This is a genomic window from Ruegeria sp. F5 (assembly GCF_056533845.1).
The window spans coordinates 106,810-124,813 of record NZ_JBQFOU010000009.1 but is presented as its reverse complement, the minus strand read 5'-3'; the positions used below and the strand labels follow the sequence as shown (position 1 = coordinate 124,813).

Here is an 18,004-nt window from a genome sequence, read left to right as displayed (position 1 = left end):
GCTGGATCAAGTTATCTTTGGCATTGCGCACAATAGAAGGATGAGCGACCGGACTGGGTGATTCTCTTGATCACCGCATCACATCCTTCGGTGCGGCAGGGCTCGCCTTCGCGGCCATAGACATCGAAGCTGTGCTGAAAATATCCAAGCTCTCCATCGGCTTGCCGGAAGTCGCGCAGGGATGAACCGCCTGCTTCGATGGCGTCCCGCAGCACCTGCCGGATGATCGGAACCAGGGCTGCGACCCGCGCCGCAGAAATCTGCCCGGCTTTGCGACGTGGCGACACATGGGCGCGATAAAGCGCCTCGCAGACGTAGATATTGCCCAGACCGGCAACGATTCCCTGATCCAGCAGCGCCGATTTGACCGGGGTGTTTTTGCCTTTGAACGCAGCGATCAGGTGCTGCTCATGAAAGTCATTGCCCAGCGGTTCCGGCCCCAGAACCGACAGCAGCTTGTGCTGTTCCGCCGTGGCCGTGGGAAGCAGGTCCATCGCCCCGAACCGGCGCGGATCGTTGAAGGTGATGCGCGCGCCATTGGCCATGTGAAACACCACGTGGTCATGTTTTTCAGGCATCGGATGATCGTGAACGAACTGCCCCAGCGGATCCCCCGACACCGTCATCCGCCCAGACATCCCCAGATGGATCAGCAGGCTCTCTCCGCTGCTGAGATCGGCAAGGATGTATTTCGACCGCCGCCGCAACCGATCCACCCGCTGCCCGGTCAGCCGTTCCGCCATCCGATCCGGGAACGGCCAGCGCAGATCGGGCCGGTTCACATCCGCCCGTTCGATCACCACCCCCTCCATCGCAGGGCTCAGGCCGCGTCTTACTGTCTCGACCTCGGGCAATTCGGGCATTAGATGGCTCCTATTCCAAAGGGCCGCATTGTGCCCGCCTCTTATGGCCCTATAACAGAGGCGAAATTCGACGAACGGCAAGGCAAATGTCCGACAACAGCGACAAGACCACTCATTTCGGGTTCGAAACCGTGCGCGAGGCCGACAAGGCGGGCCGCGTACAGGGCGTGTTCAACTCGGTCGCCTCGAAATACGATGTGATGAACGATGTCATGTCCATGGGCATCCACCGGGTCTGGAAGGACGCGATGATGGATTGGCTCGCCCCGCGCCCCGGCCAGCGGCTGCTGGATGTGGCGGGCGGCACCGGCGACATTTCCTTCCGCTTCCTGAAACGCGCGGGCCATGGCCACGCCACCGTGCTGGACCTGACCGAGCCGATGCTGGTCGAAGGCCGCCAGCGCGCCGAAGCCGACCAGATGGCCGACAGCCTGAACTGGGTGGTGGGCGACGCGATGGCCCTGCCGTTCGAGGACAACACCTTCGACGTCTACACCATTTCCTTCGGCATCCGGAACGTGACCCGCCCGCAAGAGGCTTTGAACGAGGCGTTCCGGGTCCTCAAACCCGGCGGCCGCCTGATGGTGCTGGAATTCAGCCAGCTGCCCAATGACGGGCTGCAGAAGCTCTATGATCTCTACAGCTTCAACGTCATCCCGCGCATGGGCAAGCTGATCGCGAATGACTACGACAGCTATCAGTATCTTGTGGAATCGATCCGCAAATTTCCCGACCAAGAGACATTTCTGAACATGATCCGCAGTGCCGGGTTCGAAAACGCCAAATACCGCAACCTGAGCATGGGTATCGCAGCGCTTCATTCCGGCTGGAAAATCTAGATGCGCGGCCCTCACAACATCATCCGCCTGATCCGCACAGGCGCCACGCTCGAGCGCACGGGTGCCATGAACGTGGTGCTGGACGCATTCGAAGCCCCGCGCGCCCTGCGCATCGTGGCGCATGCGCTTGGCAAGCCGTTTCAATGGCTGGGCTACAAGGGCGACCCTGATATGCCGCCCGCAACCCGCGCCCTTACCGCGATGGGTCCGGCCTATATCAAGTTCGGTCAGGTGCTTTCGACCCGCCCGGATGTCGTCGGAAACGAATTGGCCGAACAGCTTCGGGTGCTGCAGGACAAGCTGCCGCCTTTCCCCCGCGTTCAGGCCATGGCCGAGGTCGAAAAGGAACTTGGCCAGCCCGTTGACGAGATTTTCAGCGAATTCAGCGAACCCATCGCCGCCGCCTCGATCGCGCAGGTCCACAAGGCCAAGCTGACCAGCACCGGCGAGGAGGTGGCCGTCAAGGTCCTACGCCCGGGCATCGAACGCGCCTTCCGCAAAGATGTCGATGCCTTCTATTTCGCCGCCCGCATCGTCGCCCTCTGCGCCCCCGGCGCGCGCCGTCTGCGTCCGATGGAGGTGATCGAACATTTCGACGGTGTCGTGCGCGGTGAACTGGATCTGCGGCTGGAAAGCGCCGCCGCTTCGGAATACGCCGCCAACACCAAGGACGACGCCGGGTTCTGGCTGCCGCCAGTGGTCTGGTCCCTGTCCGCGCGCCGGGTGATGACGCTCAGCTGGGCCGACGGTATCCCGCTGGGCGACAATGACGCGCTGGACGCCGCCGGGCACAACCGCCGGGACCTTGCCGAGCGGGTTCTGCGCATGTTCCTGCTGCACGCCCTGCGCGACGGCTATTTCCATGCCGACATGCATCAGGGCAACCTCAAGGTCGCCGCCAACGGCGATATCATCGCCTATGACTACGGCATCATGGGCCATATCGACGAATACACCCGCCGGGTCTATGCCGAGATCCTCTTCGGCTTCATCCGCCGCGACTACAAGCGCGTGGCCGAGGTGCATTTCGAGGCCGGATACGTCCCCGCCAACCAGGATGTCGACGAATTCGCCCGCGCCCTGCGCGCGGTGGGCGAGCCGATCTTCGGCATGGACGCCACCCACATCTCGATGGGCCGCCTGCTGAACTACCTGTTCGAAGTCACCGAGCGGTTCGGCATGGAAACCCGCACCGAACTGATCCTGCTGCAACGGACCATGGTGGTGGTCGAAGGCGTCGCGCGGTCCCTCGACCCGCATATCAACATCTGGGAGGTCGCCCGCCCGGTGGTCGAGGACTACATCAAGCAATCCATCGGCCCCCGCGCGGCCCTGCGCGATTTCGGCAAGACCGCTCTGGTGCTGGCCCGCTTCGGCCCGCGCCTGCCTGCATTGGTGGAAAGCGCCCTGATTGCCCAGACCCGGAAAGATGACGCGGATCAGTCCTTGCTGAGGTCCTCGGCCCTGCCCGCAATCCTCGGCGCGGCCGCAGGCGCGGCGGTCGTTCTGATCCTGACGGCAATCAGCTAAACCCGGTCCGCCCCTTCATCTGGCCAAAAATATCTTCGGGGGGAATCGCGCCAGCGGCGCGATGGGGGGCAGACAGCCCCCCCTGCCACGGTTTCGATCAGAGCCGCTCGATGGCAATAGCGATCCCCTGACCGCCACCAATGCACATGGTGATCAGCCCTTTGGACCCGCCGGTACGCTCCAGCTCATAAAGCGCCTTCAGCGTGATGATCGCACCGGTTGCCCCAACCGGGTGACCCAGAGCAATCGCACCGCCATTGGGGTTCACCTTGCCCGCATCCAGACCCAGTTCCTTGTTCACGGCCAGCGCCTGCGCCGCAAAGGCCTCGTTGCTTTCGATCACGTCGAAATCAGCAATCGAAAGACCTGTCTTGGCCAGCAGGTTCTGCACCGCCGGAACCGGACCGATTCCCATCACCTCGGGCCGCACGCCAGCATGCGCATAACCCAAAATCCGCGCCTTGGGCTTGAGCCCTGCTTTCTCGGCCGCATCCGCCGTCGCCAGAACCATCGCCGCCGCGCCATCGTTGATGCCCGAGGCATTGCCCGCCGTCACGCGGCCCTCTTTCTTGAAGACCGGGCGCAGACCGGCCAAAACCTCGGCGGTGGTGGCCTTGGGATGCTCATCGACCTTGAAATCGACCATGTCGCGCTTGACCTTCACCTGAACCGGCGCGATCTGGCTGTCGAAATACCCGGCCTCAATCGCTGCGGCAGCGCGGGTCTGGCTGGTGACGGCAAAGGCGTCCATCTGCTCGCGGGTGATCCGATGCTCGTCGGCGACGTTTTCAGCGGTCACACCCATATGCCCGGTGCCGAACGGGCAGTTCAGCGCCCCAAGCATCATGTCCAGCGCGGTCACGTCGCCCATCTTCGCCCCCCACCGCGCCTGTGGCACGACATAGGGACTGCGCGACATGCTCTCGGCCCCGCCCGCGACGGCAAATTCCGCGTCGCCCAGCATCAGGGACTGCGCCGCCGACACAATCGCCTGCGCGCCCGATCCGCACAGCCGGTTCACGTTCATCGCCGGTGTCTCATCCGGAATACCGGCCTGTTTGGCCGCGGCGCGCGACAGGTACATGTCGCGCGGCTCGGTATTGATGACATGGCCGAACACGACATGCCCGATCTGCCCGCCTTCGACCCCGGACCGCTCCAGCGCCGCTTCGGTGGCAACGGTCGCCAGATCAATCGGAGCGGTCGAGGCCAGCGCGCCGCCAAAAGTCCCGATGGCGGTGCGCGCACCGTCCAGAATCACCACGTCAGTCATCTGTTTCTCCTCCAGAATATGCGCGCATTATGCACCTGCAGCATGATCTGCCCAGAGGACTCACTGTCACGCCCGGAATTGACATCCGCCCGCTCAGCGCGCATGAAATTCCGTCATGACGGAAAACACTGACGATATTCTGACACGCCTGCCCGCCCGCCTGAAAGAAGCCCGCCGCGCGCGCGGCCTGTCGCTTGAAGCTGTGGCCAACCTGAGCGGCGTGTCCCGTTCGATGGTCAGCCAGATCGAGCGGGGCGAAAGCAGCCCCACGATCTCGACCCTGTGGAACCTGACCCGCGCCTTGCAGGTCGATTTTGCCGGATTACTGGAAGACACCGACACGGCGGACCAGATCGAGGTGTTGCGGAAATCCGAAGTGCCCAGCATCGACAATATGGGCAAGCATTGCCGCATCCAGATCCTGTCCCCGCCGGAAGAGGCCGGGGGCCACGAAGTCTATGACATCCGCTTCGACACGGACGGCGCGCTGAACAGCCAGCCCCACGCGCGCGGGGCGCAGGAACAGCTGACGGTGCTGGACGGGTCGGTACGCGTGACCTCGGGTTCTGCCACGACAGATTTGAACAAGGGCGACACCGCCCGGTATGCGGCGGACGTCCTGCATTCGATCAGCTCCACAGGGGGGCCGGCCCGCGTGTTTCTGATCGTCAAAAACGCCTGAGCTCGGCAGATTTCCGCCTTCACGGAAATTTCTCCGTAATCTTGTCATTCCCCTATTTGGGAATTACATCCGTTATGTTAGATATGCGACTCAGATAAAGGAGACCGCCATGGCCGATGCATTCCTGTCCCACATCACGGACACACTCGCCCAGATCGAAGCTGAAGGTCTGTACAAGCGCGAGCGAATGATCACCTCGCCCCAGGGCGGTGAGATCACGGTGGGCGACAAACAGGTCATCAACCTGTGCGCCAACAACTATCTGGGTCTGGCCGACCACCCGGCGCTGATCGACGCCGCCAAAGGCGCGATGGAGCCCAAGGGGTTCGGCATGGCCTCGGTCCGGTTCATCTGCGGCACGCAGGACATTCACCGCGAGCTGGAACAGAAGCTGGCGCAGTTTCTGAACAAGGACGATGCGATCCTGTTCGCCGCCTGTTTCGATGCCAATGGCGGCCTGTTCGAGCCCCTTCTGGGCCCCGAGGACGCCATCATTTCAGACAGTCTGAACCACGCCTCGATCATCGACGGGGTGCGGCTGTGCAAAGCCAAGCGCTATCGCTATCTGAACAACGACATGAACGACCTCGAAGCCTGGCTGAAACAGGCGCGCGAGGATGGGGCGCGGCATATCATGATCGCCACCGATGGCGTGTTCTCGATGGATGGCTATCTGGCCAACCTGCCGAAAATCCGCGAGCTGGCCGACAAGTATGATGCCATCGTCATGGTCGATGACTGCCACGCCACCGGCTTCATGGGACCGAACGGGGCCGGAACGCCGGATCATTTCGGTGTCGATGTGGACATTCTGACGGGAACCTTGGGCAAGGCACTTGGGGGGGCAATCGGCGGTTATATCGCCGGGCCGCAGCCAGTGATCGACCTGCTGCGGCAGCGGGCGCGGCCCTATCTGTTCTCAAACTCGCTGCCACCCTCCATCGTCGCTGCCGGGCTCGAGGCGATCCGGCTGGTCGAAGAAGGCGACATGCTGCGCGCGCAACTGTTCGGCAATGCCAAATACTGGCGCGCCGGGCTGGAAAAGCTGGGCTTTGACCTGCTGCCGGGCGAGCATCCGATCATCCCGGTCATGCTGGGCGAGGCTACGCTGGCACAGGACATGGCCGCAAAGCTGTTCGACGAAGGCGTCTATGTCTCGGGCTTTTTCTTTCCCGTGGTCCCGCGCGGGCAGGCCCGGATCAGAACGCAGATGAATGCGGCGCTGACCCGCGATGAACTGGACCGCGCATTGGCGGCCTTTGGCAAGGTCGGCAAGGATTTGGGGGTGATCTGATGCGACCCAACACCATGAAAGCGCTGGAGAAATCCAAACCCGAGGAAGGCCTGTGGATGGTGCAGGCCCCGGTGCCCGAGATCGGCCCGGACGAGGTTCTGATCCGCGTCAACAAGACCGGCATCTGCGGCACAGATATCCATATCTGGAACTGGGATGAGTGGGCCGCGTCCACGGTTCCGGTTCCGATGATCACCGGACACGAGTTTGCCGGTGAGATTGTCGAGATCGGGCGAAATGTGACCGGCCTCGAAATCGGGCAGCGTTGCTCGGGCGAGGGGCACCTGATCACCACCGATAGCCGCCAGAGCCGCGCGGGCAAATTTCATCTGGACCCGGGCACGCGCGGGATCGGGGTGAACGAGCAGGGTGCATTTGCGCAATACCTCAAGCTGCCCGCCTTCAACGTGGTGCCCCTGCCCGATGATGTTCCGGATGAGATCGGAGCTATTCTTGATCCGCTGGGCAATGCCGTCCACACCGCGCTCAGCTTCGATCTGCTGGGTGAGGACGTGCTGATCACCGGCGCGGGCCCCATCGGCATCATGGCCGCCGCCGTCGCCCGCCACGCAGGCGCGCGGCATGTGGTGATCACCGATATCAACCCCGACCGTCTGAAACTGGCCGAACATGTGGTGCCGACGGTGCGCACAGTGGATGTTTCGAAAGAGGATCTGCAGGACGTCATCACCGAATTGGGCATGACCCAAGGCTTTGACGTGGGGCTTGAAATGTCGGGCTCGCAAATCGCGCTGGACCAGATGGTCGAGGCGTTGGTGATGGGCGGCAAGATCGCCTTGCTGGGGATTCCGCCCGGCAAATCTCCCGTGGACTGGTCGCGCATCGTGTTCAAGGCCATCACCATCAAAGGCGTCTATGGGCGCGAGATGTTCGAGACCTGGTACAAGATGATCGCCATGTTGCAGAACGGTCTGGATGTCAGCCGGGTGATCACCCATCAGATGAAGGTGGATGACTTCGCCGAAGGTTTTGCCGCGATGAAATCCGGCCAATCCGGCAAGGTTGTGCTGGACTGGACCTGAAAGCGGTTGATTTCGCGCACAGGCTGCACAAGGAATACCCTATCGCAAAAAGGGGGCGTTCCATGCTGTATCGCGGATTTTCACAGGACGAACTGGATCAGGAATATTCCCCCCGGTCTATGATCGGCGGCGACCTGACGCCCTATATCGACAGCTACGCCGCGCTGAGCGCGCAGCACCGGGCGCAGATGACCTGCCACGAGAATCTGGCCTATGGCGACAGCCCCGCGCAGGTGCTGGATTTCTTTCCGGCAAAAGGCGCGGGCGCTCCGCTGCATGTCTTTATCCACGGCGGGTACTGGCAGGCCCTCAGCCAGCGCGAGTCGGCCATGATGGCCCCGGCGCTGATTGAGGCTGAACACTCTTTTGCCACGCTGAACTACACGCTCGCCCCCGATGCGCGCATTGGGGACATGGTCGAAGAATGCCGCGATGCGCTGCTGTGGCTGGCCTCGCAGGCCGGTGCGCTGGGGTTCGACCCCTCGCGGATCACCCTGTCGGGGCACAGCGCGGGTGCGCATCTTTCGGCCATGGTCATGGCAACCTCGGCCGATGCGCTGGCGCGGGCCGGGTTGCGGGTGCGCGATGTCATTCTGATCAGCGGGATCTACGATCTGGAACCGATCAGCCTGACTCCGGTCAACGATCCGCTGCAACTGACCCCGGTCGAGGTGCACGACCTGTCCCCCAACCTGCACCTGCCCGCCCCCGGCCCGCGCTACCGCGTGACCGTGGCCGAGCGCGACACGCCCGAGTTCGTCCGCCAGAGCCGGGATTATGCGGAACGGCTGCGCAAGGGCGGGCATTCGGTCAGTTTCGATCTGCAAAAGGGGATGCAGCATTTCGATATCATCATGCATCCGGGGACATTTTTGCCTGTATCGTAGGAGTTGAGCACCCGATGAAGCGCCAACGTTTCGAGGTGCTTTGACGTCCTAAGCCGCTACGGCGCTGGTCACCACAGCCGGGATCGGCACATCCCAGACAGGCCCGGCGCCGTGCTTTTCCAGCACCCGGGCCACAACGGCGTTGCGGATTGCCGTGGCGTTTTCTTCCGGTTGCGGACGCAACAGCGCGCCACCGCGTGCTGTGCCGTCGCGGAAGTAGTCAAACGGCGCACCGGGATCCTCGACACGCCACATCGACGCGACGGTTGTGCAAGAGCAGTCCTGAAACCCGGCGGCGTCCAATACCGGAAAGGACAGCCCCGGATCGGCATAGTCATTGGCCCCGGGTCCCGGAGGCAACGTGATTTCAGGGTGCCCATGCATCGCAATCGCGTCGAAGACGTACCCAAGCGCCGTATCCACCTCGGGTCCGCACCAGACAGAAAAAGCCAGTCTCCCACCGGGGCGCAACACGCGACGCGCCTCATGCAACACCGCCGGTGGATCGGGGACATGCGGGATTCCGAAGCCGATGGTCACGGCGTCGAATTCCCCATCCGCAAACTCCAGCTGCACCGCGTCGCCCGCGACAAAACACGCCTGCGGCACCGCTGCCCGCGCCATTTCGAGCATGGCGGGCGAGAAGTCGACGCCGGTCACGTTTGCCCCGGTATTGACCAACCCGGTGGTCACATTTCCATGTCCGCAGCACAGGTCCAGCGCTTTGATGCCCGGCGCGGACGCGACCGCCGCGACAAGATGGGGAACCACCATGTTGGCCGCCTCGGCAAAGACATGCGCATAGGAGTGCGCCACATCCGCATCCGACCACTCGCGCTTTTCAAGCGCCGCGAAACTGTCTGCTTCCGTCATCCGCTTTCCTTTCTGGACGATGTGCAAGCCTACCATATTTCCTAGCTTTTTTCGCCCCTTGCCGGTCGGGCAATGCATGCTGGCACCCCGGCTTACAAGTGGACCCGGGACAATGTGGCACCCGACAACGCACAAAAAAACAGCGGCCCCGAAGAACCGCTGTTTTCAATCTCTATGCAGAACCGGATCAGTCCAGCGTGCGGGTGACCTCTTCGCGTTCGAAGATTTCGATCACGTCGCCCTGGCGGATATCGTCGTAGTTTTCGAACGCCATACCGCATTCCTGACCAGACTGGACCTCGGCCACTTCGTCCTTGAAGCGTTTGAGCGTCTTCAGCGTGCCTTCGTGGATCACCACGTTGTCGCGCAGCAGGCGGACGCCCGCGGAACGCCGCGCCACGCCTTCGGTGACCAGACAACCGGCAACCTTGCCGACACCGGTGACCTTGAAGACTTCGCGGATCTCGGCATACCCGATGAACTTCTCGCGAATCTCGGCGCTCAGCAGGCCCGAGGCGGCGGCTTTCACGTCGTCCACCAGATCGTAGATCACCGAGTAATAGCGGATCTCGACACCCTTCTGGTTCGCCGTGTTCCGGGCCGAGGCGTTGGCACGGACGTTGAAGCCCATGACCGGCGCGCCCGAGGCTTCGGCAAGGCCGATATCTGTCTCGGTGATCGCACCCACGCCCGAATGCAGCACGCGCACGCGCACCTCGTCGTTGCCGATCTTTTCCATCGCCTGAACGATGGCCTCGGCAGAGCCCTGCACATCGGCTTTGACGAGGATCGGCAGCTCGGCCACGTTCTCGTCTTCCTTGGCCTTCTGCATCAGCTGCTCAAGGGTGGTCGCGGCACCGGCGGCGGCGCGTTTGTCCTTGGCGGCCTGCTCACGGTAAGCGGCAATCTCGCGGGCCTGCGCTTCGGTCTCGGTCACGTTCAGAACGTCGCCCGCTTCGGGCGTGCCGTTCAGACCCAGAACCTCGACCGGAACCGAGGGGCCAGCTTCCTTGACGCGGTCGCCCTTGTCGTTGATCAGCGCACGGACCTTACCGTATTGCTCACCCACAACGAAGATATCGCCCTGACGCAGCGTGCCGTTCTGAACCAGAACGGTGGCCACGGGGCCGCGGCCTACATCCAGCTGCGCCTCGATCACGGCACCCTGGGCAGCGCGGTCGGGGTTGGCTTTCAGTTCCAGAATCTCGGCCTGCAGCGCGATGGCTTCCAGCAGTTCGTCCAGACCCTGACCGGTGACGGCGGACACTTCAACATCCTGAACCTCACCGGACATTTTCTCGACGATCACCTCATGCTGCAGCAGATCGGTGCGCACCTTGTCCGGGTTGGCCTCGGGCTTGTCGATCTTGTTGATCGCCACGATCATCGGCACTTCGGCCGCTTTCGCGTGGTTGATCGCCTCGATCGTCTGCGGCATCACCGCATCGTCCGCAGCAACCACCAGAACCACGATATCCGTGACCTGAGCCCCGCGCGAGCGCATCGAGGTAAAGGCCGCGTGGCCCGGCGTATCCAGGAAGGTCAGCGTGGTGCCGCCATCGGTTTTCACCTGATAGGCACCGATATGCTGGGTGATGCCCCCGGCCTCACCGGCCACAACGCGCGCGTCGCGGATCGCATCCAGCAGCGAGGTCTTGCCGTGGTCAACGTGACCCATGATGGTGATGACCGGCGGACGCGGCTGCAATTCGTCTTCGCTGTCTTCGACCTCTTTGATGACGTCTTCAACATCCGAATCGGACACCCGGGTGACCTTGTGGCCGAACTCTTCGATAATCAGTTCGGCGGTGTCGGCGTCGATGGTCTGGTTCTGTGTGACCATCATGCCCATCTGCATCAGCGATTTGACAACGTCAGCCACGCGCTCGGCCATACGGTTGGCCAGTTCCGAGACCATGATCGCCTCGGGCAGCTGCACGTCGCGGATCACCTTTTCCCGTTCAACCGGGGCACCCATGGCTTTCTGGCGCGCACGCTCCTGCTTGCGCTTCATTGCGGCCATCGAGCGTTGGCGGTTGCCCTCGCCACCGGTGGCCTGACCCAGAGTCAGCTTACCGGACCGGCGGTTATCCTCACGACCCTTGCCACGGCCGCGCTGTTCGCGTTCGCGGTCCTGCTTGCGCGGCGCTGCGGCGGGCGCAGGTTTGCTGGCCGGGGCACGGGCGGCTTTGGGTTCTTCCGGCGGCGGCGCGGCGGCAGCGCGCTTGGCGGCCTCTTCGGCCTCCTGACGCTTGCGTTCTTCTTCCTCGGCCTTGGCGCGGGCGCGCTCTTCGGCTTCGCGCTGCTCGCGTTCCTTGGCTTCCTGCTCGGCGCGGCGGCGGGCGCGTTCTTCTTCCCGCGCCTTTTCCTGTGCCTCGCGCGCGGCGGCCTCTTCGGCTTCGCGCGCTTTGGCAGCCTGCAACGCCTTCATCCGGCGCGCCATTTCCGCGTCAGAGATCCCCGCAGGACGACGCGACGGATCACCCGAAGGCGCAGCCCCGCCACTTGGCTTGGCCGCACCCGGCTTGGGAACCACAACGCGTTTGCGTTTGGTTTCCACCACGACATTCTTGGTGCGTCCGTGGCTGAAACTCTGTTTCACATTTCCGGGGCGTGCCCCGCCACGAAGACCCAATGTCTTTTTGCCGTCATTCTCGCTCATAAAGCTTCTTACCCTTCCGCGCGGCCCCTGCCGCCGTCATCCGTTTCGCGCAAGCCACGCAGGCGCTGCGCTTCCTCTACAACACGTTTGGCGAGTCCGCCAGAGGCCAGCGCCGCATGAATCACCGTTTGGCGTCCAAATGCCTGTCCCAGCTCGTCCGCGGTCAGCCAGCCGATATATTTTCCGAAATGCGGCGTGCTGAGTTTCGACTTGCCGCGCCCCGAGCCGTCGCTGGCCTGAAGCAGCACCTGCGCCTCTTCCCGGTCCAGCCACGTTTTGACCTTTTCATAGCCCGCAACCGCGTCACCGGACTTGCGCGCCAGGCTGAGCAGTTCGACCACACGGCGCGATACCTGGCGTTCGACCTCTTCGGCCAGACCGTTTGGCACCGCCACCTGCGCCTTGAAACCGCGCGCAAACAGCTTCTTTCCAACCGCCTTGTCCAGCGCCGCCTTGTCCGCCGCCACATAGACCCCGCGCCCGGGCAGTTTCGCCGCGACATCCGGATAGACCTGACCATCCGGACCCGTGACAAAACGGATCAGACCATACTTCGGCTGCACCTCGCCCGTGGCGATGCACTTCCGCTCTGGTCCTTCGGACCGATCCTTATGGACGCCGCCGCGACCCATACGCGCCACCCGAGGCCTGAGATCAGGCCTCGGCCTCCTCTTCCACGGTTTCGCCGTCTTCGTCTTCGGCCTGTTCCAGTTCGGCCGGATCAACCCAGCCCAGCATGATCCGTGCGGTCATGACCAGATCCTGAGCCTCTTCCAGCGTCACGCCGAAAGGCTCGAGCACTCCGTCATCCTTGATGCGTTCGCCATCGACCGTTGTCCAGCCACCGGCCAGTTCCCAGTCGGCACAGGTGGCAAAATCTTCCAACGTCTTCACGTCGTCTTTGGCCAGTGCCTCTACCATCTGGGGTGTCAGGCCTTCGAATTCAATAAGGCTGTCCTCGGCACCCAGCGCGCGCGCCGCATCCAGCGCCGCCTTGGCCTGTGCCTCGAGGAAATCACGCGCCCGCGCCTGAAGTTCCTGCGCGGTGCCTTCGTCGACGCCATCAATGACCAGCAGTTCGTCGATCTCGACATAGGCCACCTCTTCGAGGTTGGTGAAGCCTTCCGAGACCAGGAGCTGGGCAAAGAACTCGTCCAGATCCAGGCTTTCCATGAACAGCTGCGTCCGCGCCTCGAATTCCTTCTGACGGCGCGCCGATTCCTCGGCCTCGGTCATGATGTCGATGTCCAGACCGGTCAGCTGGCTGGCCAGACGCACGTTCTGACCACGGCGGCCGATGGCGAGGCTCAACTGCTCCTCGGGCACCACAACTTCGATCTTGCCGGCTTCTTCGTCCAGAACCACCTTCGACACTTCGGCGGGCTGCAGCGCGTTCACAAGGAAGGTCGGCTGGTCTTCGTTCCACGGGATGATGTCGATTTTCTCACCCTGCAATTCATTCACAACCGCCTGCACACGGCTGCCGCGCATACCGACACAAGCGCCGACGGGATCAATCGAGCCGTCATAGGAAATCACGGCAATCTTGGCGCGCGAGCCGGGGTCACGGGCCACGGCCTTGACCTCGATGATGCCGTCATAGATTTCCGGCACTTCCATCTTGAACAGCTCGGCCATGAATTCCGGCGCGGTACGCGACAGGAAGATCTGGTGGCCACGCACCTCACGACGCACTTCCTTGATATAGGCGCGCACGCGGTCGTTCGGGCGATAGCTTTCGCGGCCGATCTTGTCGTTGCGGCGCAGAACGGCCTCGGCCCCGCCCAGATCGACGATGACATTGCCGAACTCTTCGCGCTTGACCGCACCGTTGATGATGGTGCCCGCGCGATCCTTGAATTCTTCGTACTGACGATCCCGCTCGGCTTCGCGGACCTTCTGCAGGATCACCTGTTTGGCGGATTGTGCCGCGATGCGGCCCATTTCAACGGGGGGCACTTCTTCGACAAAGACGTCACCCACCTCGGGCGATTCCATGTACTGTTTCGCCTGCTCGACAGTCATCTCGGCCTGGTAGTTCTCAAGCTCTTCATCCTCGACCACGGTGCGCACGCGGGTAAAGGTCGCCTTGCCGGTCTTGCGGTCGATGGACACGCGGATGTCCATTTCCGCGCCGTAACGGCTCTTGGCGGCGCGGGCGAGCGATTCCTCCATCGCTTCGACAACCAGACCGGGGTCGATCATCTTTTCGCGGGCCACGGCCTCGGCGGTTTGCAACAGCTCAAGCTGGTTGGCAGAGGTGATTGCCATCAGTTCGTCTCCTTTTCGGACCCTTCGGTCTCTATCTCGTCGAAAGCGTTTGCGTTCAGGGCACCGGCATCCTTGCGCTGGCGCAGCATTTCCTTGATCAGATCATCGGTCAGAACCAGCTTGGCATCGCTCAGCCAGTCAAATTGCAGACCGATGGTGATCGTCTCGGACCCTTCGGGGATGTTGATCAGAACCTCATCGCCCTCGATCCCGGCCAGTTCGCCCTTGAAGCGGCGGCGGCCGTCGATCAGCTCGGCGGTTTCGATCTTGGCCTCATAGCCCTCGAAGGTCTCAAAATCCTTGAGGCGGGTCAGGGGCCGGTCGATACCGGGGCTCGAGACTTCCAGCGTATAGGCGTCAAGGATCGGGTCCTCGACATCCAGCGTGGCGCTGACCGCGTTCGAGATTTCGGCGCAATCGTCCACTTCGATACCGCCATCGGGCTTGTCGGCCATGATCTGCAGCGTGGTCTGCTTGCCACTCATCAGGCGGATGCGGACGAGTTCGTACCCCAGATCCTCGATCACGGGGGTGATGATCTCGGCCAGTCGCCGGTCAATCGCCGCTTTGGCTATCAGGTCGTTTGTCATCAGGTTCTCTACCCTGTCGTCGGGCACAAAAAAACGGGCGCGCGGCCCGTGGAAACTTCCGGTGGAGCCTTGAACCAGAGGTTCAACGCGCCGCTGTTGGAAATGCATATACGCAGGGTTTCCCGAGTCTGCAACCCCCAGCGCAAATCGTGATCGGACTCAGGCGATCCACCACCGTTCGGCGATCCGCCCGTCATCCAGCGCACGGCCCCGTCCGATCTGGCGCGGCATCCCCACCTGAGGCGCAACCGCCAGCGACATCTCGGCCTCGGACGGGTGATAGCGCAAGCCGCGGATACGGCGCATGTCGTCGGGGTTCGGCAACGCGGCGACATCCACATAGCCGTCGCGCAGCGCTTCGGCCCGGACATGCGCATCCGGGATCACGATGATCTCGATCGCATCGACCCAGCCCGCCTGACCGGTCTTGTAGTGATCCGGCGCGCGCCGCCCCAGAAAATGCCGGTTATCTTCGGCGCGCTCGACCTTGTAACAGCCGGTGCCGTTCGCGGCGTTCAGGGGCGTCACGCCCTGCCCGTCGCGTGTGATGACAAAGCGGCTGTCGGCCAGCAGGAACGGCAGGCCCGGATTGGCCTGCGCCAGGTCCAGACGCAGGCGTTCCGGGCCCAGCGCCTCGGCCCGGCCAAAACCGGACAGCACGGCGAGAACATCCTGCACATCCAGCGCGGAACCATCGTGGAACACGGCGTCGGGGTGCAGATCGAATGTCCAGACTCGCGCGGTGGCATCGGTTTGCCAGCCAGTGGCCAGTTCGCCGCGCAAGGTCCCGTCGGGGGCAATCTCGGTCAGCGTATCGAATACCGCGCCGCGCGCGACCTGTTCCAGGCTGTCATCGCGCGGCACCGCCAGACGCAAAGTGCCGCCGGTTTTCGGAGTGTCGGCCAGCGACGCCCCCGTCGCCGCCAGCAGCGCGGCGGCGGCACCCGAGGCAAACAGAGCGCGACGGTCGATACGTGTCATGCCACCCCCTCGGCCACGCGGTCCATGATCCGCACCAGTTCGGCGCTGATGCCCGGTTCGGACAGGGCGTGGCCCGCATTGCGCACCATTTTCAGTTCGGCATTGGGCCAGCGTTCCGACAAGGCCCAAGCGGCCTGCGGCGGGCAGATCATGTCATAGCGACCCTGCACGATATGGCCGGGGATATGCGCGATCCTGTCCATCTGATCCAGAATCTGGCCGTCTTTCTTCAAAAACCCGCTGTTGATGAAATAGTGATTCTCGAGCCGCGCAAAGGCCCGCGCGTATTCGCCGGGGCTTTCCCCGGTCGAGCCGCCGGAATGGATCGAGGCCAGCGCGTTTTCCCAACTGGACCACGCCCGCGCATAGAGGATCTCGGTCGCGCGATCCCCCGAGAACAGGCGTTTGTTATAGGCGCGGATGGTGTCGGACAGCTCATCCTCGGTCAGCAGCGCGGTGAATTTCGACCATTGCTCGGGCCAGAACTTGCCCGCGCCCCCACCATAGAACCAATCCAGTTCGGCCTGTGTCATCAGAAAGACGCCGCGCAGAACCAGACGGTTGACGCGGTCTGGATGGGTCTGCGCGTAGATCAGCGCCAGCGTCGCGCCCCAACTGCCGCCGAAAACGATCCAGTCCTCGATATCCAGCACGGTCCGCAGCCGTTCGATATCCGCGACCAGATGCCACGTCGTGTTGTTTTCGACCGCAGCGTGCGGCCGCGATCTGCCGCATCCCCGCTGGTCGAACAGAATCACCCGGTAGATGTCGGGGTCGAAATAGCGCCGCATCGCGGGGCTGCAGCCGCCGCCCGGGCCGCCATGCAGGATCACCACGGGCACCCCGTCGGGATTGCCGCATTGTTCCATATAGATGCGATGCCCGTCGCCCACATCCACCATGCGCTGATCGAACGGGTCGATCGGCGGGTAAAGATATTGAACTGCGCGCTTTTGGTCCGGGTACTTGTCCATTATGGCCCTATATAGTCCTTAAAACGTAAAAGAGCATACGGAGACAGGAATGCAAGCGCATCCGAACACGGTGGACCCGTCCGAGATCGCAAAATTCGAGGCGATGGCCGCCGAATGGTGGGATCCTCACGGGAAATTCAAGCCTCTGCATATGCTGAACCCCTGCCGTCTGGATTATATCACCCAGCAGATAGCCGGGGAATTTGACCGTGATCTGACCGCTTCGCGCCCATTCGAAGGCCTGCGCCTGCTGGATATCGGCTGCGGCGGAGGTTTGCTGAGCGAACCCATGGCCCGTTTGGGGGCTGACGTCGTGGGGGCAGATGCCGCCGAGGGCAACCTGCCCGTCGCCCGCATCCACGCCGAACAATCGGGGCTGCAGATCGACTATCGCCACACCACCGCCGAGGCCATGGCCGCCGCAGGTGAACAGTTCGACGTGGTGCTGAACATGGAAGTGGTCGAGCATGTGGCCGACCCGCTGTCCTACCTGACCGCCACGCAGGACCTGCTGAAACCCGGCGGGCTGCAGATTTGCTCCACCATCAACCGCAATCCGAAATCCTATGCCATGGCCATCTTCGGGGCCGAGGTCGTCATGCGCTGGCTGCCGCGCGGCACCCATGAATGGAACAAGTTCATCACCCCCGATGAACTGTTCGACCTGCTGCGCCAGGCCGGTCTGGACCCGGTGGACCGCAAGGGGTTTGTCTTCAACCCGATCCTGTGGAGCTGGTCGATCTCGGACCGGGATTTGAGCGTGAACTATGTGACGGCGAGTGTGAAGCCGGGGTGATTTTATTCCCCCTCCAACTGCAACCGCAAATCCCGCAGCACCGGCAACGTGCTGCGGACCCGCTCCAGCCCCAGTTCTCCGACCACACGGTTGATCAGCGGCGCAATCGACGAAATCGCCTGATCGCGGGCGCGGCGACCGGCGGGGCTGATGGCGACCATCTTGCGGCGGGCGTCATCCCAGTCGGGGCGGATGTGGATGTATCCGGCCCATTCCAGCTTGGCCAAAGTGTTGGTCATCGCCCCCCGGGTCACGTGAAACGTGTTGGCCAGCTGCGCCGGGCTACGCTCGTCGCCCACGAACACCAGATGGTTCAGCACCGAGAAATGCGAGATTTCCATGCCCTTTGGAAGCACCCGGCTCAGCCGGTTGCGCAGCAGTTGGTCAGCGGTCAGGATCTCGCTGAACAGCGTGACCGCAAGGGCATTTTTTTCGTCCGTCATGGT

General features: G+C 62.9%; 17 protein-coding genes. 7 read left to right on the top strand and 10 right to left on the bottom strand.

Features of this window, described 5'->3' with window-relative positions:
- Window positions 1-11: 11 nt before the first annotated feature.
- Window positions 12-863, bottom strand: a complete 852-nt coding sequence (gene mutM, locus ACR0K1_RS15180) for a bifunctional DNA-formamidopyrimidine glycosylase/DNA-(apurinic or apyrimidinic site) lyase (protein WP_480615012.1) — start codon at window positions 861-863, stop codon at window positions 12-14.
- A gap of 86 nt (window positions 864-949) precedes the next feature.
- Between mutM and ubiE the strand changes: the two genes are divergently transcribed.
- On the top strand, window positions 950-1,702 hold the full coding sequence (ubiE, locus tag ACR0K1_RS15175) for a bifunctional demethylmenaquinone methyltransferase/2-methoxy-6-polyprenyl-1,4-benzoquinol methylase UbiE (protein WP_480851178.1): 753 nt from the start codon (window positions 950-952) through the stop codon (window positions 1,700-1,702).
- Window positions 1,703-3,232 (top strand): 2-polyprenylphenol 6-hydroxylase, encoded by a 1,530-nt coding sequence (gene ubiB / locus ACR0K1_RS15170; protein ID WP_480615016.1) that lies wholly within the window; start codon window positions 1,703-1,705, stop codon window positions 3,230-3,232.
- 97 nt (window positions 3,233-3,329) lie between these two features.
- Here the strand turns inward: ubiB and ACR0K1_RS15165 are convergent, their stop codons facing one another.
- Window positions 3,330-4,505 (bottom strand): acetyl-CoA C-acyltransferase family protein, encoded by a 1,176-nt coding sequence (locus ACR0K1_RS15165; protein ID WP_480615018.1) that lies wholly within the window; start codon window positions 4,503-4,505, stop codon window positions 3,330-3,332.
- A gap of 115 nt (window positions 4,506-4,620) precedes the next feature.
- Here ACR0K1_RS15165 and ACR0K1_RS15160 point away from each other — a divergent pair, with 115 nt between their 5' ends.
- From ACR0K1_RS15160 to ACR0K1_RS15145, 4 genes are all read left to right on the top strand, one after another.
- Window positions 4,621-5,187 (top strand): helix-turn-helix domain-containing protein, encoded by a 567-nt coding sequence (locus ACR0K1_RS15160; protein WP_480851177.1) that lies wholly within the window; start codon window positions 4,621-4,623, stop codon window positions 5,185-5,187.
- Window positions 5,188-5,296: 109 nt separating this feature from the next.
- Window positions 5,297-6,481, top strand: coding sequence for a glycine C-acetyltransferase (locus tag ACR0K1_RS15155; RefSeq protein ID WP_480615022.1), 1,185 nt, complete (start codon window positions 5,297-5,299; stop codon window positions 6,479-6,481).
- A gap of 14 nt (window positions 6,482-6,495) precedes the next feature.
- The gene (tdh, locus tag ACR0K1_RS15150) at window positions 6,496-7,524 is read left to right on the top strand and encodes an L-threonine 3-dehydrogenase (RefSeq protein ID WP_480615239.1); all 1,029 of its coding nucleotides are present in this window, start codon (window positions 6,496-6,498) and stop codon (window positions 7,522-7,524) included.
- A 62-nt stretch (window positions 7,525-7,586) separates the two neighbouring features.
- On the top strand, window positions 7,587-8,411 hold the full coding sequence (locus ACR0K1_RS15145; protein ID WP_480615024.1) for an alpha/beta hydrolase: 825 nt from the start codon (window positions 7,587-7,589) through the stop codon (window positions 8,409-8,411).
- Between the two features lie 48 nt (window positions 8,412-8,459).
- Here ACR0K1_RS15145 and ACR0K1_RS15140 read toward each other — a convergent pair whose 3' ends face one another.
- From ACR0K1_RS15140 to pip, 7 genes are all read right to left on the bottom strand, one after another.
- Window positions 8,460-9,284, bottom strand: a complete 825-nt coding sequence (locus ACR0K1_RS15140) for a methyltransferase domain-containing protein (protein WP_480851176.1) — start codon at window positions 9,282-9,284, stop codon at window positions 8,460-8,462.
- Between the two features lie 187 nt (window positions 9,285-9,471).
- Window positions 9,472-11,946: a translation initiation factor IF-2 gene (gene infB / locus ACR0K1_RS15135; protein WP_480615028.1), complete on the bottom strand. Its 2,475-nt coding sequence runs from the start codon at window positions 11,944-11,946 to the stop codon at window positions 9,472-9,474.
- Between the two features lie 8 nt (window positions 11,947-11,954).
- Window positions 11,955-12,578, bottom strand: coding sequence for an RNA-binding protein (locus ACR0K1_RS15130; protein ID WP_480615241.1), 624 nt, complete (start codon window positions 12,576-12,578; stop codon window positions 11,955-11,957).
- Window positions 12,579-12,600: 22 nt separating this feature from the next.
- Entirely contained in the window at window positions 12,601-14,217 is a 1,617-nt protein-coding gene (gene nusA / locus ACR0K1_RS15125; protein WP_480615030.1) for a transcription termination factor NusA, read from the bottom strand.
- Window positions 14,217-14,807, bottom strand: coding sequence for a ribosome maturation factor RimP (gene rimP, locus ACR0K1_RS15120; RefSeq protein ID WP_480851175.1), 591 nt, complete (start codon window positions 14,805-14,807; stop codon window positions 14,217-14,219). The genes nusA and rimP overlap by 1 nt, the downstream gene beginning before the upstream one ends.
- Before the next feature lie 159 nt (window positions 14,808-14,966).
- On the bottom strand, window positions 14,967-15,788 hold the full coding sequence (locus ACR0K1_RS15115) for an ABC transporter substrate-binding protein (protein ID WP_480615032.1): 822 nt from the start codon (window positions 15,786-15,788) through the stop codon (window positions 14,967-14,969).
- Window positions 15,785-16,762: a prolyl aminopeptidase gene (gene pip / locus ACR0K1_RS15110; RefSeq protein ID WP_480615034.1), complete on the bottom strand. Its 978-nt coding sequence runs from the start codon at window positions 16,760-16,762 to the stop codon at window positions 15,785-15,787. The genes ACR0K1_RS15115 and pip overlap by 4 nt, the downstream gene beginning before the upstream one ends.
- Before the next feature lie 49 nt (window positions 16,763-16,811).
- On the opposite strand from pip, the gene ubiG reads away from it, so the two are divergent.
- Window positions 16,812-17,558 (top strand): bifunctional 2-polyprenyl-6-hydroxyphenol methylase/3-demethylubiquinol 3-O-methyltransferase UbiG, encoded by a 747-nt coding sequence (gene ubiG / locus ACR0K1_RS15105; protein WP_480615036.1) that lies wholly within the window; start codon window positions 16,812-16,814, stop codon window positions 17,556-17,558.
- Window positions 17,559-17,560: 2 nt separating this feature from the next.
- Here ubiG and ACR0K1_RS15100 read toward each other — a convergent pair whose 3' ends face one another.
- On the bottom strand, window positions 17,561-18,001 hold the full coding sequence (locus tag ACR0K1_RS15100; RefSeq protein WP_010442526.1) for a MarR family winged helix-turn-helix transcriptional regulator: 441 nt from the start codon (window positions 17,999-18,001) through the stop codon (window positions 17,561-17,563).
- Window positions 18,002-18,004 lie beyond the last annotated feature (3 nt).

Bases quoted from the DNA above. Each gene is read 5' to 3' on its own strand.
- tdh (WP_480615239.1), top strand. From the start codon at position 6,496: ATGAAAGCGCTGGAGAAATCCAAACCCGAGGAAGGCCTGTGGATGGTG.
- ACR0K1_RS15160 (WP_480851177.1), top strand. From the start codon at position 4,621: ATGACGGAAAACACTGACGATATTCTGACACGCCTGCCCGCCCGCCTG.
- ACR0K1_RS15130 (WP_480615241.1), bottom strand. From the start codon at position 12,578: ATGGGTCGCGGCGGCGTCCATAAGGATCGGTCCGAAGGACCAGAGCGG.
- nusA (WP_480615030.1), bottom strand. From the start codon at position 14,217: ATGGCAATCACCTCTGCCAACCAGCTTGAGCTGTTGCAAACCGCCGAG.
- ACR0K1_RS15165 (WP_480615018.1), bottom strand. From the start codon at position 4,505: ATGACTGACGTGGTGATTCTGGACGGTGCGCGCACCGCCATCGGGACT.
- ubiG (WP_480615036.1), top strand. From the start codon at position 16,812: ATGCAAGCGCATCCGAACACGGTGGACCCGTCCGAGATCGCAAAATTC.
- rimP (WP_480851175.1), bottom strand. From the start codon at position 14,807: ATGACAAACGACCTGATAGCCAAAGCGGCGATTGACCGGCGACTGGCC.
- ACR0K1_RS15145 (WP_480615024.1), top strand. From the start codon at position 7,587: ATGCTGTATCGCGGATTTTCACAGGACGAACTGGATCAGGAATATTCC.
- infB (WP_480615028.1), bottom strand. From the start codon at position 11,946: ATGAGCGAGAATGACGGCAAAAAGACATTGGGTCTTCGTGGCGGGGCA.
- ubiB (WP_480615016.1), top strand. From the start codon at position 1,703: ATGCGCGGCCCTCACAACATCATCCGCCTGATCCGCACAGGCGCCACG.
- mutM (WP_480615012.1), bottom strand. From the start codon at position 863: ATGCCCGAATTGCCCGAGGTCGAGACAGTAAGACGCGGCCTGAGCCCT.
- ACR0K1_RS15155 (WP_480615022.1), top strand. From the start codon at position 5,297: ATGGCCGATGCATTCCTGTCCCACATCACGGACACACTCGCCCAGATC.
- ACR0K1_RS15100 (WP_010442526.1), bottom strand. From the start codon at position 18,001: ATGACGGACGAAAAAAATGCCCTTGCGGTCACGCTGTTCAGCGAGATC.
- ubiE (WP_480851178.1), top strand. From the start codon at position 950: ATGTCCGACAACAGCGACAAGACCACTCATTTCGGGTTCGAAACCGTG.
- pip (WP_480615034.1), bottom strand. From the start codon at position 16,762: ATGGACAAGTACCCGGACCAAAAGCGCGCAGTTCAATATCTTTACCCG.
- ACR0K1_RS15140 (WP_480851176.1), bottom strand. From the start codon at position 9,284: ATGACGGAAGCAGACAGTTTCGCGGCGCTTGAAAAGCGCGAGTGGTCG.
- ACR0K1_RS15115 (WP_480615032.1), bottom strand. From the start codon at position 15,788: ATGACACGTATCGACCGTCGCGCTCTGTTTGCCTCGGGTGCCGCCGCC.